At 66.2% G+C, this 15,406-nt stretch carries 17 protein-coding genes; 6 read left to right on the forward strand and 11 right to left on the reverse strand.

Going from position 1 to position 15,406, the window contains the following annotated elements; genetic code table 11:
- Positions 1–155: 155 nt before the first annotated feature.
- The 3 genes from ODI_RS22625 to ODI_RS12855 form a co-directional block, all read right to left on the reverse strand.
- Positions 156–278 carry a hypothetical protein gene (locus ODI_RS22625; RefSeq protein ID WP_269460521.1) on the reverse strand — a complete coding sequence of 41 codons (123 nt, stop codon included), beginning with the start codon at positions 276–278 and terminating at the stop codon, positions 156–158.
- Positions 279–332: 54 nt separating this feature from the next.
- A complete protein-coding gene (locus tag ODI_RS12850) occupies positions 333–1,862 on the reverse strand; it encodes a YifB family Mg chelatase-like AAA ATPase (protein ID WP_067758602.1) in 1,530 nt (509 codons plus the stop codon).
- Between the two features lie 96 nt (positions 1,863–1,958).
- A complete protein-coding gene (locus ODI_RS12855; protein WP_231968050.1) occupies positions 1,959–2,423 on the reverse strand; it encodes an Lrp/AsnC family transcriptional regulator in 465 nt (154 codons plus the stop codon).
- A gap of 108 nt (positions 2,424–2,531) precedes the next feature.
- Here ODI_RS12855 and ODI_RS12860 point away from each other — a divergent pair, with 108 nt between their 5' ends.
- The gene (locus ODI_RS12860) at positions 2,532–3,719 is read left to right on the forward strand and encodes an MFS transporter (RefSeq protein ID WP_067758597.1); all 1,188 of its coding nucleotides are present in this window, start codon (positions 2,532–2,534) and stop codon (positions 3,717–3,719) included.
- A 29-nt stretch (positions 3,720–3,748) separates the two neighbouring features.
- On the opposite strand, the gene ODI_RS12865 is transcribed toward ODI_RS12860, so the two are convergent.
- Genes ODI_RS12865 through ODI_RS12890 form a run of 6 tightly spaced genes read right to left on the reverse strand, consistent with a single transcriptional unit; the run spans position 3,749 to position 8,658 of the window.
- Positions 3,749–4,474: an amino acid ABC transporter ATP-binding protein gene (locus ODI_RS12865; protein ID WP_067758594.1), complete on the reverse strand. Its 726-nt coding sequence runs from the start codon at positions 4,472–4,474 to the stop codon at positions 3,749–3,751.
- Positions 4,471–5,181 (reverse strand): amino acid ABC transporter permease, encoded by a 711-nt coding sequence (locus ODI_RS12870; protein WP_067758592.1) that lies wholly within the window; start codon positions 5,179–5,181, stop codon positions 4,471–4,473. Before ODI_RS12870 ends, ODI_RS12865 begins: the two co-directional genes overlap by 4 nt.
- 1 nt (position 5,182) lies before the next feature.
- Entirely contained in the window at positions 5,183–5,881 is a 699-nt protein-coding gene (locus ODI_RS12875; RefSeq protein ID WP_067758589.1) for an amino acid ABC transporter permease, read from the reverse strand.
- A gap of 24 nt (positions 5,882–5,905) precedes the next feature.
- Positions 5,906–6,733 (reverse strand): ABC transporter substrate-binding protein, encoded by an 828-nt coding sequence (locus ODI_RS12880; RefSeq protein ID WP_067758927.1) that lies wholly within the window; start codon positions 6,731–6,733, stop codon positions 5,906–5,908.
- A gap of 39 nt (positions 6,734–6,772) precedes the next feature.
- The gene (locus tag ODI_RS12885; protein ID WP_067758586.1) at positions 6,773–7,987 is read right to left on the reverse strand and encodes an aminotransferase class I/II-fold pyridoxal phosphate-dependent enzyme; all 1,215 of its coding nucleotides are present in this window, start codon (positions 7,985–7,987) and stop codon (positions 6,773–6,775) included.
- Positions 7,984–8,658, reverse strand: a complete 675-nt coding sequence (locus ODI_RS12890) for an RraA family protein (RefSeq protein ID WP_067758583.1) — start codon at positions 8,656–8,658, stop codon at positions 7,984–7,986. Before ODI_RS12890 ends, ODI_RS12885 begins: the two co-directional genes overlap by 4 nt.
- Positions 8,659–8,781: 123 nt before the next feature.
- On the opposite strand from ODI_RS12890, the gene ODI_RS12895 reads away from it, so the two are divergent.
- On the forward strand, positions 8,782–9,669 hold the full coding sequence (locus tag ODI_RS12895; protein ID WP_067758580.1) for a LysR family transcriptional regulator: 888 nt from the start codon (positions 8,782–8,784) through the stop codon (positions 9,667–9,669).
- A gap of 43 nt (positions 9,670–9,712) precedes the next feature.
- On the forward strand, positions 9,713–11,092 hold the full coding sequence (locus tag ODI_RS12900; protein WP_067758578.1) for an amino acid permease: 1,380 nt from the start codon (positions 9,713–9,715) through the stop codon (positions 11,090–11,092).
- A gap of 73 nt (positions 11,093–11,165) precedes the next feature.
- On the opposite strand, the gene ODI_RS12905 is transcribed toward ODI_RS12900, so the two are convergent.
- Entirely contained in the window at positions 11,166–11,453 is a 288-nt protein-coding gene (locus ODI_RS12905; protein ID WP_067758575.1) for an accessory factor UbiK family protein, read from the reverse strand.
- Between the two features lie 289 nt (positions 11,454–11,742).
- Here ODI_RS12905 and ODI_RS12910 point away from each other — a divergent pair, with 289 nt between their 5' ends.
- Positions 11,743–12,081, forward strand: a complete 339-nt coding sequence (locus ODI_RS12910; RefSeq protein WP_067758572.1) for a P-II family nitrogen regulator — start codon at positions 11,743–11,745, stop codon at positions 12,079–12,081.
- A gap of 30 nt (positions 12,082–12,111) precedes the next feature.
- Positions 12,112–13,344 (forward strand): ammonium transporter, encoded by a 1,233-nt coding sequence (locus ODI_RS12915; RefSeq protein ID WP_067758570.1) that lies wholly within the window; start codon positions 12,112–12,114, stop codon positions 13,342–13,344.
- Between the two features lie 153 nt (positions 13,345–13,497).
- On the opposite strand, the gene ODI_RS12920 is transcribed toward ODI_RS12915, so the two are convergent.
- A complete protein-coding gene (locus tag ODI_RS12920) occupies positions 13,498–14,388 on the reverse strand; it encodes a LysR substrate-binding domain-containing protein (RefSeq protein ID WP_067758568.1) in 891 nt (296 codons plus the stop codon).
- Positions 14,389–14,492: 104 nt separating this feature from the next.
- On the opposite strand from ODI_RS12920, the gene ODI_RS12925 reads away from it, so the two are divergent.
- The gene (locus ODI_RS12925; protein WP_067758925.1) at positions 14,493–15,389 is read left to right on the forward strand and encodes an alpha/beta fold hydrolase; all 897 of its coding nucleotides are present in this window, start codon (positions 14,493–14,495) and stop codon (positions 15,387–15,389) included.
- The last annotated feature ends 17 nt before the right edge of the window (positions 15,390–15,406 follow it).

The raw sequence follows: 15,406 nt of genomic DNA on the forward strand, positions 1-15,406 counted from the left end.
CGCAACGCTATCGGATTTGATGTTGGCGTGGGCAGAAAAGCCCTTGATTATACGGTGATTTTTCCGTTTGTGTCGAATCGGGCCACGCTTTTCCTTGAAGTGTCCCTTTTTCGCCCCGGTTTTGGCGGGCGGCAGGCACGCCGACGGGCGCAGGTTCACTGGCTGGCGGCGATGACGCCCGCGGCGCCCAGCACGTGAAGGATCGCGTAGGCGCAGAAGAGGAATGCGCAGAAATACAGGACGATCTTCACGGTGGAGGGGCGGATTCTTTTCGACATGCCTGATGCTGCGTATAGAGGGAAACAAGGGAGGGGAAACAAGGCGGCCGCGCGTCACACGCCCAACTGCCGACGATACTGGATGGCCTCCGCCACGTCCGCCAGCCTGAGCGCGTCGCTGCCCGCCAGGTCAGACACGGTGCGCGCCACCCGCAGCACCCGGTGCGCCGAGCGGGCCGACCAGCCCAGCCGCTCCATGGCCCGGTTCAGCAGGACGCGGGCATCGTCGGGCAGCCGGCAGTGCGCGTCGACCGCCGACGGCGGCAACGCGGCGTTGAGCATACCCTGCCGCAGCCATTGCCGGGCGCGGCAGGCCTCCACCCGCGCACGCACCGGCGCCGACGCCTCTCCGGGCGGCAGGTCCAGCCACCCCGCCTCGGGCGCGGGCAGGCTCACCTGCAGGTCGATGCGGTCCAGCAACGGCCCGGATATCCGCCCCCGGTAACGCTGCACCGCCTCGGGCGTGCAGTGGCACAGCCGCACAGGGTGGCCATGCCAGCCGCAAGGACAGGGGTTCATGGCCGCGACCAACTGGAAGCGTGCCGGGTACTCCACCCGCCACATCGCCCGGGCCACCCCCACCCTGCCCGTCTCCAGCGGTTCGCGCAGCGCCTCCAGGGCGCGGCGGTCGAACTCCGGCAGTTCATCCAGACACAGGACACCCAGGTGCGCCAAGGTGATCTCGCCCGCGCGGGGCCGCGACCCTCCGCCCACCAGCGACGCCGCGGAAGCCCCGTGATGCGGCGCCCGGAAAGGCGGGACGCGCGAGAACGGCGTCTCCACGGCGCCCAGGCTGGCCACGGCCGCCGCCTCCAAGGCGTCCTCTTCCGACAAGGGCGGCAACAGGCCCGGCAGGCGTTGCGCCAGCATGCTCTTGCCCGTGCCGGGCGAACCGATCATCAACAGGCCATGCCCGCCGGCCGCCGCCACCTCCAGGGCGCGCCGGGCGGCGGGCTGGCCTCGCACGTCGCGCAGGCACGGCGCTTGCCCCGCTTCTTGCAAGGCCGGCGCCGCGGGCGGTGACAACGGCGTCTCGCCCGCCAGGTGCGCCACCACGTCCCGCAAGGTGTCCGCGCCCAGCACCGCCACGCCGGGCACGCGGGCAGCCTGTCCGGCGCTGGCACGCGGCAGGATCAGCGTGGCGCCGGGCTGGCTGCGGGCCACGGACAAGGCAATGGCCAGGGCGGCCGCCACCGGCACCAGCGCGCCGGTCAACGACAGTTCGCCTGCCAGGACCAGGTGGGTCATCACGGACTCGCCTGGGACCGCCCCGCCCTGCCGATGCTCCGGCAGCGTCAACTGGCCCGATGCCAGCAACACGCCCAGTGCAATCGGCAGATCGAAACGCCCCGACTCCTTGGGCAGGTCCGCGGGCGCCAGGTTGACGGTCAGGCGACCGGCGGGAAAGTCGAAGTCGCTGTTGAGCAGCGCCGCCCGCACGCGTTCACGGCTTTCGCGCACCTCGGCGTCGGGCAGGCCCACGACGTGGAAGGCCGGCAAGCCGGGCGCAAGATGCACTTCCACACGCACGGCTGGCGCGTGCAGACCCGACAGGGCACGGCTGGCAAGAACGGCGAGGGTCACGGCGGCCTCCTGGCGTCAACGGGACAAGCCGGGAGTATGGGCAGGCGCCGGAAGACAAAACCAGACCTCGGTGGACGGACACGTCCACGCCCTCCCTCACAGATACGGGTCCGGCCCCCGCTCCACGAACGTCGACATCACGATATAGCTGCGCGTCCCATCCACGCCTTCGATGTCCTGGATCTTGCCCAGCAGCTCCTCCAGCCCTTCGGTTTCGCGCACGCGCACCTTCAACAACACGCAGGAGTCGCCGGCGACGGTGTGCATCTCCTCGATCTCCGGCACGTTGGCCAGCGTCAGCAGACGCTTGGTGCTGACGAGGTTCTTCGTGTTCACCAGCACGAAGGCAAGCAGCGTGCGGCCGACCTTGCAGCCGTCGATCTTCGCCACCGTCGCCCTGATGACGCCGTCCCGCTTCAGCCGCTTGACCCTGTCGTGCACGGCTGGCGCCGACAGGTGGATGGCCTCGCCCAGGTCGGCATAGCTTTGCGTGCTGTCCTCGGCCAGCAGGGCTAACAGCTTTCGGTCGATCTCGTCCAGTTTGGCCGGTTGGTGGCGCACCTGCCTAACAGCATTCGTTTCTTCAATAGGGTTAGGCATTTTCCGTTTATTCCCGAATATTGTTCAGCCTGCAATTCCTGCATTGAACATCATTTGAGAGAGAAAATCATGCCTTTGGCATTATGGGCCCTGGTGATCGGGGCCTTCGGTATCGGCACCACCGAGTTCGTCATCGCCGGATTGATCCCGGCCATCGCCGCCGATTTCGGCGTCTCCATTCCCATGGCCGCCCACCTGGCCACCAGCTATGCCCTGGGCGTCTTCGTGGGCGCGCCCGTCCTCATCATCCTGGGCGGCCGGACTGCCAGGAAGACCATGCTGGCCTCGCTGGCCGGGCTGTTCGTGCTTGGCAACCTGGTCACCGCGGTGGCGTGGAACCTGGAAGTGGCGATCATCGGCCGCGTCATCACGTCGCTCACGCACGGCGCGTTCTTCGGCATCGGCTCGGTGCTGGCGGCGGAAATGGTGCCCAGGGAGAAGCGCGTCAGCGCGATCGCCTTCATGTTCTCCGGCCTGACGGTCGCGAACCTGGTGGGCGTGCCGGTAGGCACGTGGATCAGCCAGCAGTTTTCATGGCAGGTCACCTTCTACGCGATTGCCGCCATCGGGCTGGTGACGGTGGCCGGCGTGCTGACGCTGATTCCGGCAAGTCCAAAGCCCGAAGCCAAGCCGATCGCCCACGAGTTCGCCGCTTTCGGCAACGCCAAGGTTCTGCTTGCCATGGGCATCACCATCCTGGGCCCGGCCGCGTTCTTCACCGCCATCACCTATATCGCCCCGATGATGACCGAAGTCGCCGGCTTCACGGACGGCGCCGTCACCTGGCTGCTGATGGTCTTCGGTTTCGGGCTCTTCGTCGGCAACTGGCTGGGCGGGCGCTACGCCGACCGGGCCTTGATGCCCCTGCTGTACGGCACCCTGCTGGCCCAGGCGGTCGTGCTGTTCATCTTCCATTTCGTGGCCAGCAGCCAGCTTGCTTCGGTGCTCTGCATCTTCCTGATGGCGGCCTTCGGCTTCGCGACCGTCTCGCCCATCCAGAAGCTCGTCATGGACAAGGCCAAGGCCGCGGGCGCCCCCACGCTCGCCGCGGCGGTCAACATCGGGCTGTTCAACCTGGGGAACGCGCTGGGCGCCTGGCTGGGGGGGGCTGTCATCGACAGCGGTTGGGGGTTTACCGCCCCGAATTGGGCGGGCGGCCTGCTGTCGCTGGGTGGGCTGGGCCTGGCCCTGCTTTCGGGCTGGCTCGACCGCAGGCCCGCTTCAGGGAAAGCGGCCTGCGCCACGGCGGGCAACTAGCGTTTCGCGGGCCGCTTTCGTCACATCGGTCAGTGCCGGATTTCCGCCAGGAACTTCTGCGCCCGAGGACTTTTCGGCTGATTGAAAAAGTCTTCGGGCGTGCCCGTTTCCACGATCCGGCCTGCATCCATGAACCAGACGGTGTCGGCCACCTCGCGCGCAAAACCCATTTCGTGCGTGACACACACCATGGTCATGCCTTCACGCGCCAGCGCCTTCATCACCTGCAACACCTCGCCCACCATTTCCGGATCCAAGGCACTGGTTGGTTCGTCGAACAGCATCACGGGCGGGTTCATGGCCAATGCCCGCGCAATCGCCACCCGTTGCTGCTGCCCGCCGGACAGCTGCGAAGGGTAGGACTGCGCCTTGTGGGCCAAGCCCACCTTCTCCAGCAGGGCCAGCGCCTGATCATGGGCCTGCGACTTGGTCGCGCGTTTGAGCATGACGGGCGCCAGCGTCACGTTGTCCAGCACGCTCAGATGCGGAAACAGGTTGAACTGCTGGAACACGAAGCCGATATGGCTGCGCTGCTCGTCGACATTCGCCCCCTTGCGCGTGATGTCCTCCCCGTTGACCTCGATCCACCCTTTCTGGATGGGTTCCAGGCGGTTGATCGTGCGGATCAGGGTGGACTTGCCCGACCCCGATGGGCCGCACACGACCAGCACCTCGCCGCGCTTGACGTTGGCGTTGATATCGGCAAGCGCCTGGTAGTCGCCATACCATTTGTTGACATCGACAAAATTGATCATGCGTTGGCTGCCTGCAAGGGTTTGGCGAGGCGGCGGCGCGCCACGCGGATATCGACCAGGCGCGCCAGGCCGGTCAGAATGAAGTTCAACGTGAAATAGGTCAGCGCGAGCAGGCCGAACACTTCGAAGGGCCGCACCAGCAGGATGCTGTTGAGCTGATTGGCCGCATAGGTCAGCTCCTGCACGCTGATCACATAGGCCAGGGAGGTTTCCTTCACGGTGGAAACGAATTGGCTCATCATGCTGGGCAGCATGTTGTAGAGCGCCTGCGGCAGGATGATGCGGCGCATGGTCTGTCCATAGGACAATCCCAGCGCCCGGCCGGCTTCGGTCTGGCCCGGTGGCAGCGCCTGGATGCCGGCCCGGATGATCTCCGCCAGATAGGCGCTCTCGTAGCAGACCAGGGCCACGACCAGGGTCGTGAAGCCCGCCACGGGACGGCCGATCAGCACGGGCACGAAGAAGTAGGCCCAGAAGATGAACATCAGCAACGGCAGCCCACGCACCATGTAGACCAATGCCGTGGCCGGCCAGCGCAATAGCCTGCGCGAGCTCAAGCGCCCCAGGGCAAGCAGCAGCCCGAAAGGCAATGCCAGGCTCAGGCTCAGCGCCGCCAGCCCCAGCGTGGCAACCAGCCCACCCATCGGACCGTTGGGATACTGGCCGACGAGCAACAGCAGCCAGTTGTCGGAAAGGATTTCCCACATGTCAGCGCGCTCCCAGTCGATTGCGGCGGGCAAGCGCATCGCCGCCCCACATGATGAGCAGGGACAGCACGAGATACATCACGGTGACGACGGCATACGCCTCGAACACCTTGAAGGTCACGTTTTCGATTTCCCGCGCGGCCTTGGTGAGCTCGGCCACGCCGATCGCCATGGCCAGGCTGGTGTTCTTGAAAAGCAGCAGCGTCTGGTTCACCAACGGGGGAATGCCGATGCGGAAAGCCTGGGGCATCATCACCTTGCGCATCGTCTGCATATAGGACAGGCCCAGGGCGCGCGCGGCCTCGAACTGCCCGGCCGGAATCGCGCGCAAGGCGCTGCGCAGATCCTCGGCCACGTAGGCGGACATGACCAGGGCAATGGCCGTCATGGCCATCAGGAACTCGCCCCCCATCGCGTTGATCTCGTCCACCAGCGCCATCGGCAGCAGCGCCGGCACACCGAAATACCAGAACAGGATATGGACGAGCATCGGCACGTTGCGGTGGAACGCCACGTAGGCCGAGATGAGAAAGTTGAGGGAACGGACGCCCGCCAACCGGATGATGGCCAGCAGCGTCCCCACGGAGAACGCCAGCACCCAGGCCAGGCCGGTCAGCGCCAGGGTCGTCAAGAGACCCTGGATCAGCCAATCGGCATACTGGCCCTGGAGGATGGCGCCGAAGTCAAAGGCATATTGCATCGGCGTCGGACCTTATTGCTGGCGTCAGCCCTTGATGGCTTCGATCTTGAAGTCGCGCTTCATCTTGTAGGGCGAGTCCGATCCCAGCCACTTGTTGAAGATGGGGTCGATCTCACCGCTGGCCTGCAAGCCGTCGAGCACCTTGTTGACGTGGTCCAGCAGCGCCTTTTCGCCCTTGCGCACGCCCACGCCCCACGGCTCGATGAAGAGCGCCGGCTCGAGGATCTTGACCGGCACGGGACCGCCGGCAGCCTGCGTGCGGAACTTGGCCAGCATGAGCTCGGAGGCGACGAAGCCGTCCACCTTGCGTTGCTGCAGGGCCATGAAGGCGCTGGGGGGATCCTTGAACGAAATGGCGTTGACGTCAGGAATGTGCGTGCGGGCGCCCTGCTCCGACGACGAGCCCGCCGTCGCGCTCACCCGCTTGCCACGCAGGTCGGCGGGCGACGTCAGGCCAGCGTCGGCCTCGCGTGCCAGGACCTTCTGCGGGCTGACGAAATGCTGATGCGAAAAGTCGATCTGCTCGGCGCGCGCCGGCGACCAGCCCAGGTTGGCGGCGACCACGTCCACCCGGCCCGCCACCAGCTCGGGAATGCGCGCCTCGACGGCGATCAGCTTGAGCTCCATGGGCACGCCCAGGCTGTCCGCGATCTTCTTGCACAGGTCCACTTCATAGCCCACCACGGCGCGGGTCTTGCTGTCCTGGAAGCTGAACGGTTCGGCCGTTCCCAGGGTGCCGCAGATGAATTTGCCGCGGGACTTGATGTCCTGCAACTGGTCAGCCTGGGCCGCGCCGGGCAAGACGGTGGCCAGGGCCAGCACTGCACCCGAAACAGACAGGATTTTTTTCATGGTTTTCCCCTTGTTGAATGAAAAGAACATGCCGCGGCGTCAACGCAATTGCGCGCACGCCTTGGCAATACGATCGCATCCCTCTTCGATCTGGCTCATCGAGGTCGCGAAACTCAATCGGATGTACGGCGACAACCCGTAGGCCGCACCATCCAGCACGGCCACGCCTGCCGCATCCAGCAGATACATGACGACGTCCAGGTCGTTGGCCAGGATCTTTCCCTGCGGCGTCCGACGTCCCAGCAGCGCCTGCACGGACGGATAGACGTAGAACGCACCGTCGGGCACCGCGCAACGGATGCCGGGAATGGCGTTCAGCAGCGCGACCACGCGGTCACGCCGGGCGCGGTAGGTCTCGCGCGCCTCTGCCACGCCGGCCTGGTCGCCGGTCAGCGCAACCACCGCCGCAGCCTGGCTCACCGCGCTCACGCAACTCGTGTTCTGGGAGATCTGCGTGGCCATCGCGCGAATCAGCACCTTGGGACCGGCGGCGTATCCCAGGCGCCATCCCGTCATCGCGTAGGCCTTCGACACGCCATTGACCGTCAGCACACGATCGGCCAATTGCGGCGCGACCTTGGCCAGGCTGGCCATCGGGGCCTCGCCGTAGCACAGGTGCTCGTAGATCTCGTCGGTCAGCACCGCCACTTGCGGATGGCGCAGCAGAACGTCGGCCAGGGCGGCCAGCTCTTCCTTGGCATAGACCGCGCCGGTGGGATTGGAGGGCGAGTTCAGGATCAGCCACTTGGTGCGGGGCGTGATCGCGTCCTCCAGCACCTGTGGCGTCAGCTTGAAACCATTTGCCTCGTCGCACACCACGATGACGGGCTTGCCTTCGTTGGCCAGCACCATATCCGGGTAGGACACCCAGAACGGCGCGGGCACGATGACCTCGTCGCCTTCCTGGACCGACGCAGCCAGCGCGGTGAAAATGAGTTGCTTGGCCCCCACGCCGACGATGATCTGGTCCAGCCCGAAGCGCAATCCATTTTCGCGCTCGAACTTGCCCTGCACCGCTTTCAGCAAGGCGGCCGTGCCCGCCGTGGGGGTATATCGCGTCTGTCCAGCGCGAAGGGCGTCGATGGCGCCCTCGACGATGTGGGCAGGGGTGTCCGCATCGGGTTCACCCACCGTGAAATCGACGATGTCGCGTCCCTCGCTGCGCAACTGGTCCACGCGTGCCTTGGCGGCCATGCTCGGTGACGGCTTGATCGCCAGCGCGCGGGCCGCAAGAAAGGAGGTATCGAGACTCATGCCATGCCCTTCGCGGCAAACGCGGCGTTCATCCAGCTCTGTTCGCGGGCGCCCGTGGCGATCTCCGCCATGATGCGTTCTTCCTTGGCCGCATGGGCCCGCGCCGCCTCGATCAGGGCCGGGGCATGCGCCGGCGCGAACGAGACCAGTCCATCTTCGTCGCCGACCAGCCAGTCGCCAGGACTCACGACCTGCCCACCGACCGTGACCGGCACATTCACTTCCCCCGGACCGTCCTTGTAAGGACCACGATGCGTGACGCCGCGCGCATAGCAAGGGAAGTCGTCCTGTGCGAAAGCGCCGACATCCCGGATGGCGCCATCGACCACCACCCCCACGCAGCCATGCTGCTGGAGATAACGCTTCATGATTTCGCCCAGCACGGCATTCTCCAGTGCGCCGCCCGCGTCGATGACCAGCACATGGCCAGGCTGCACCTGCATCATGGCCTGGTAGATGAAGAGGTTGTCACCGGGCCGGGTACGCACGGTCAGCGCCGTCCCCACGAGCTTGCCGCGGCCGTGATAGGCATGCAGGCCAAGAATGCCGGCCTGGCGGCCCAGGTTGTCGCTGAGGTGCGGCGTGACGATGCCTTGAAGCGCGTCACGGATGGACGCATCGCCGGCGGCGGCGGCAGGCAGGACGCGCGTGCCGGGAAGAGGTGTACGCATGGTGTCGGAATCGGGCCCGGAAGATCGATGAGGAAGCCATCATCGGACTTTCATGGTTTCAAAAAAAGTGATTTAAACTCAAAGCACTTGATTCCCTGCTGGAATCAAAGGGATAACCCGAATATGTTCACCTTCAAGCAGATCGAGGCGCTGTACTGGACGGTCCGGCTCGGAACATTCCATGCGGCGGCGCGGAAACTGCACACCTCGCAGTCCGCCATCACCAAGCGGATCCAGGACATCGAGCAGGAATTCGACCTTGCGCTGTTCGACCGTTCTGGCCACAAGGCCGTCCTGACCGCGCGCGGCCATGAGATCTATGCCATGGCGCAGGAGCTGCTTGCGCAACGCGACCGGATGATGACCCGGATGCAGGACCTGCACGTCCAGACCGGCACGGTCCGCCTGGGGATCACGGAAATCACGGCGATGACCTGGTTGCCTGCGTTCATCAGCGAGCTGCGCAACATCTATCCGCGGCTCACGCTGGAGCCCAGCATCGACCTGGGCAGCGACCTGATGGATCGGCTGGCGGCCGGCAGCATCGACATGGCCATTGTCCACGAGGAACTCATTCCGCCCGAGCTGGAATCGGTCAGGCTGCGCGCACTGGATTTCGTGTGGACCGGTTCGGCCGAACAGATCGATGAGGCCCGCAGCTACAGCCCCGAAGACATCGCGGGCATGCCCCTGCTGAGGCAGTCCCGGGAATCCGGACTGAACCGCATCTATGACCTGTGGCTCAAGCCACACGTCTCGACCAACAACATCTTCACCATCAACAGCCTGATCGCCATGGCGGGACTGACGGCTGCCGGTTTCGGTATTTCCTGCCTGCCCCGCGACTACTTCAGCGACTGGATCCGCGACCGCAAGCTGCGGGTACTGCGCACCAGCATCACGCCCCCCCAGTCGGTCTACCATGCCACCTATCGCCAGGATGCCGATTCGGCGTTCTATCATGACCTGGCCAAGCTGGCTGAACGCTGCTGCGACTTCTCGAGCCACTGAAGCACGTGGCCCCATCCCCGGCAATGCGCCGCGCGAGGACCCCATGGAATCCCCCTCCTCCCACGCCACCACCCTCAACCGCGGCCTGAAGAACCGCCATATCCAGCTCATCGCCCTGGGCGGCGCCGTCGGCACCGGCCTCTTCCTGGGCGTGTCGCACACGATCCAGCTGGCGGGCCCCAGCATCCTGCTGGGCTATGCGCTGGGCGGCATGATCGCCTTCTTCATCATGCGGCAGCTGGGCGAGATGGTCGTGGAAGAGCCGGTGGCCGGCACGTTCAGCCATTTCGCCTATCGCTACTGGAGCGGCTTCGCCGGCTTCATGTCGGGCTGGAACTACTGGGCGCTGTACGTGCTGGTGGGCATGGCGGAACTCACCGCCATCGGCGTCTACATGCAGTACTGGTGGCCAGCGCTGCCTACCTGGACCTCGGCGGCCCTCTTCTTCATGCTGGTCAACGCCATCAACCTGGCCCACGTGCGCCTGTACGGCGAATTGGAATTCTGGTTTTCGCTGGTGAAGGTGGGCGCCATCCTGGGCATGATCGGCTTCGGGGCCTGGCTGCTGGCCAGCGGCACCGGCGGCCCGCAAGCCTCCATGGCGAACCTGTGGCAGCACGGCGGCTTCTTCCCCAACGGCGTCTCGGGCCTGGTGATGGCAATGGCCATCATCATGTTCTCGTTCGGAGGGCTGGAGCTGATCGGCATCACCGCCGCCGAGGCAGACCAGCCCGAGAAGAGCATTCCGCGCGCCACCAACCAGGTCATCGTGCGCATCCTGGTGTTCTACGTGGGCGCGCTGCTGGTGCTGCTGGCCTTGTATCCCTGGCAGAAGGTGGTGACGGGCGGCAGCCCCTTCGTGCTGATCTTCCACGAACTGAACAGCAATGCCGTGGCGACGGCGTTGAATGTCGTGATCCTGACGGCGGCGCTCTCCGTCTACAACAGTTGCGTCTACAGCAACAGCCGCATGCTGTATGGCCTCGCCAGGCAGGGCAACGCGCCCCGCTCCCTGCTCTGGGTGAACACGCGCGGCGTGCCCTTGCGGGCGCTGGGCCTGTCCTCGCTGGCGACCGGCACCTGCGTGCTCTTGAATTACCTGATGCCCGAAGGCGCGCTCGGCCTCCTGATGGCGCTGGTGGTGTCGGCGCTCGTGCTGAACTGGTTCATCATCAGCCTGACGCACCTGCGCTTCCGCGCCGCGAAGAGAAAGGAAGGCACGACCACGCGCTTTCCCAGCTGGGGCTATCCGCTCACCAATTACCTGTGCCTGGTGTTCCTGGCCGGCATCCTGGTCATCATGCTGTTCACGCCTGGCGTGCGCGTTTCGGTGCTGCTGATCCCGCCCTGGATCCTGCTGCTTGCGCTGGCCTATCGCTACAAGACACGCAAGGCGGCGGCGAACGTGCCTGCCAGTCCCTGACGCGCTGGCGGCCCATGTGCCCCAAGCAAAAGCCCCGCATGCGGGGCTTTTGCTTGACTGCCGGTGACGCGGCTCAGAGACCGGGGCGCTCGGCCTGGGTCTGGGCAGCGCCCGGCTTGTCCAGCGCATCCAACCGCGCTTCCAGGGCACGCAACTGGGCTTCCAGCGCGTCCGCGCGGGCCCGGGTGCGGGTCAGCAGGTCGGCCTGGATCTCGAACTCGTCGCGCGTGACCAGGTCGAGCTTGGCGAAAGTCTGCGACACGAGCGAGCGCACGTTGCGTTCGATGTCGGCCGCGGGGCTGCGGGCGATGAGATCGGAAATGTTCTTCTGGAGATCGTCCAGCCATTGCGTGCGGTTCATGACGTGTCCTCTCTGGTGTGGATCGTTGACGACAGTGTAGAGCCTCGCGCCAGGCTTGTCCCTGACCGCGCCTGATCGGCCCCCAGGCACACGCGCGCCGCTTTTCCGCACGCACCATCACGCGCACCGGCTTGCGCACCAGACAGGTGCCCCGCACCACCATGAAGCACCAATCCAGTGCATTTCCTGCGCCATCCCCGGCCTTTCTGTGTCTTGCTGTGACGAACCTGGAGCTGGCACGCCATTTGCTTAGGTGTGTAGGCCAACGCGCAACCACAGAGGAAAAGCCATGAAACTCATCATCGCCATCATCAAGCCCTTCAAGCTGGACGAAGTGCGGGTGGCCCTGTCCGGGATCGGGGTCCAAGGACTGACCGTGACCGAGGTCAAGGGCTTCGGCCGCCAGAAAGGCCACACCGAGCTCTACCGCGGCGCCGAATACGCCGTGGACTTCCTGCCCAAGCTGCGGGTCGAGGCTGCGGTGCCCGACGCGCTCGTGGAGCAGGCTGTCGAGACCATCGAAGCTGCCGCGCGCACGGGCAAGATCGGCGATGGCAAGATTTTCGTGGCGCCCCTCGAGCAAGTTATCCGCATCCGCACCGGCGAAGCCGGCGAAGCGGCACTGTGATCCATTCGACATAATCCTCGGAGCAAGAACATGAATAACGCAGATGTCGCATGGTTGAGCACGTCGACCGTGCTCGTGCTGTTGATGGTCGTTCCCGGCCTCGCGCTTTTCTACGGCGGCCTCGTGCGGTCCAAGAACATGCTGTCGGTGCTGATGCAGGTCATCGCCACTTTCAGCCTGGCCGTGGTCCTGTGGTTCGTCTACGGCTACTCGCTGGCCTTCACCGACGGCAACGCCTTCTTCGGCGGCTTCTCGCGCCTGTTCCTCTCGGGCGTCTTCACGCCGCCTGACGTGTTCCCGCTCTCGGGCACCGTGCCGGAAATCCTGTTCGCCGCCTTCCAGGCTACGTTCGCCGGCATCACCTGCGCCCTGATCGTGGGCAGCTTCGCCGAACGCGCCCGTTTCTCGGCCGTGCTGGTCTTCACCTTCATCTGGTTCACGTTCGCCTACGTGCCCATTGCCCACATGGTCTGGTACGGCGGTGACAACCCCGGCCTCCTGTTCGCCGCGGGCGCCCTGGACTTCGCAGGCGGCACGGTCGTGCACATCAACGCCGGTATCGCTGGCCTGGTGGGCGCCTACGTGATCGGCAAGCGCCTGGGTTATGGCCGCGAAGCCATGCAGCCGCACAACCTGCCCATGACCTTCATCGGCGCCACGCTGCTGTGGGTGGGCTGGTTCGGCTTCAACGCGGGTTCGGCCCTGTCGGCCAACGGCGTCGCCACCCTCGCCTTCTTCAACACGCTGATCGCCACTGCAGGCGCCGTGCTGGCCTGGGTCTTCACCGAGTGGGCCATCAAGGGCAAGCCGTCGATCCTGGGCGCCGCCTCGGGCGCCGTGGCCGGCCTGGTCGGCATCACCCCGGGCGCTGGCCTGGTGGGTCCGGTCGGCGCGCTGATCATCGGCATCGCCGCCGGCGCCATCTGCGTGTGGGGCGTGAACGGCCTGAAGCGCCTGCTGAAGGCAGATGACTCGCTGGACGTGTTCGGTGTGCACGGCGTGGGTGGCATCGTCGGCGCCCTGCTGACCGGCGTGTTCAACGCCCAGGCCTTCGGCGGCCCCGGCCTGGAAAGCATCGGCGCCATCCCCGGCCAACTGTGGATCCAGCTCGAAGGCATCCTGCTCACCATCGTGTGGTCCGGCATCGTCGCCTTCATCGCCTACAAGATCGCCGACATGGTCTGCGGCCTGCGTGTGCCGGAAGACGTCGAACGTGAAGGCCTGGACATCAACTCGCACGGCGAGTCGGCCTACCACAGCTAAGCAACGCAAGCAGTGTCATCCAGATAAGCCCGGCGGGCGGGACATCCCGCCCGATCAGAGGCCCCCAGGGGGAAACGGCCCGCAGCCTTGCGGGCCGTTTTTTTTATATCGCCAAAGACTGCCCGGCAAGGGCGCCCGTGCCCGCATCGGCCGCTACCCGTGCGCGGCGAACCGGCGCTGACCCGCTCGCCTGGCAGCTTCTATCAATGCCGCGCCAGCCGCGCCGCCCCTGCCGGCAAACGCATAGAAGCGCGCCGCCGGCAGATCGGGCAGGCCCTCCTCGCTGCCCAGGACACGCAGGCCTTCGCCGCGCTGGCTGTCGGCGACGACCGTGACGGCAAAGCCCGCACGCGCCGCCGACAGGCATCCGGCCATGCTGCTGCTCTCGAAGACGATGCGCCAGCTGCGATCCGTCTGCCCCAGCGCCATGATGGCCGACTCACGGTACACGCACGGCTCGGGAAAGACGGCCAGCGGCAGCGGCCCGCCGGCCGCCAGGGGCTGATCCGCCGCATACGCCCAGACCAGGGGCTCTTCCCACAGCAGCGTGCCGCTGCCTTCGTTGCGGCTGCACTGCTTGCCGAAGACGAGATCCAGCCTGCCGCGTTCCTGCTGGCGCAGCAGATCGGCGGTGATGCCGACCTTCAGCTCGACCGTGGCATCGGGGTGCCATTGCCGGAAGCGTTGCAGCACCTGGGGCAGCCACGCGCCCGCGAAGTCTTCCGACGCGCCGATGCGCAGGCGCCCGCGCAACGGCGTGCCCCGCAGCTTGGCACGGGCCTCGCGTTCCAGATCAAGGATGTTGCGGCCGTAGGCATACAAGGTGTCGCCGGCCTGCGTCAGTGCGAGCCGGCGCGTGGTGCGCGCCAGCAGGCTGGCGCCGGCGATCTGTTCCAGGCGGCGCATATGCCCGCTGACGGCGGAAGGCGTCAGCGCCAGCCGCTCGGCGGCGGTGGCGAAACTGCCGCTGTCCACGATTTCCAGAAAGGTGCGCAGCAGCGCCGTTTCCAGCGGCGGGCCGTCGGCGGAAGAGGAAGTATCCATGCCGACATTCAACGCGAAAAATCATTAATTGTGAATGATTATTTTCCAATCGAACGGAGTCGTCCCGCTATGCTGGGGCCATGTTCACGAAGGGAGGCAAGCCCGTGCACGACTACCGCTACGCATCGACCGACAGGCTCGACATCGCCTATCTGGAATGGAATCCGCAAGGCAGCCGGACCGCCTTCCTGCTGCACGGCTGGCCGGACAGCCCCGCGTGCTGGAAGGCCGTGGCGCCGCTCCTGGCCGAGGCCGGCTACCGCGTGCTGGCGCCCGCGCTACGCGGCTTCGCGCCGACCCGGTTCCGTGATGCCGGCACGCCGCGCAGCGGCCAGTTGTCCGCGCTGGGCCGTGACGTGCTCGACTTTATCGATGCGCTGGGACTGGAACCCCCGACGCTGGTCGGCCACGATTGGGGCGCGCGGGCCGCGGCCAATGCCTGCGGCCTGTGCCCCGGCGCCGCGTCGCGCCTGGTGATGCTGTCGGTCGGCTACGGCACCAACGATCCGGACCAGCCGCTGGCGCTGCCGCAGGCGCGCAACTACTGGTATCACTGGTACATGGCCACGCCGCGCGGCGCCCGCGTGCTGCGGGATGAGCGCACGGCATTCACCCGCCTGATGTGGGACACCTGGGCCCCCAACGGCTGGTACGACCCGGCCGATTTCGACGAAGCGGCGCGCGCTTTCCAGGGAGAGGACTGGCCCGCGATCGTGCTGCATTCCTATCGCCACCGCTGGGGCTTTGCCGAGGGCGATCCGGCCTATGCCGAGGACGAGGCGCGCCTGCACCCGGCGCCGGTGCTGTCCGTGCCGACGCTGGTGCTGCATGGCGGCGCCGACACATGCAATCATCCCGACAGCTCCAAAGGCCGGGAGGCGTTCTTCCAGGGCGGCTACGCGCGCCAGGTGCTCGAGGGCGTGGGGCATTTCCCGCAGCGGGAGGCGCCGCGTGCCGTTGCCGAGGCCATCCTGCGGTTCTGCGTGGGCGGGCCGGCGTGAGCACGTGGCCCGCGTCC

Source organism: Orrella dioscoreae (genome assembly GCF_900089455.2).
GTDB lineage: Bacteria > Pseudomonadota > Gammaproteobacteria > Burkholderiales > Burkholderiaceae_B > Orrella > Orrella dioscoreae.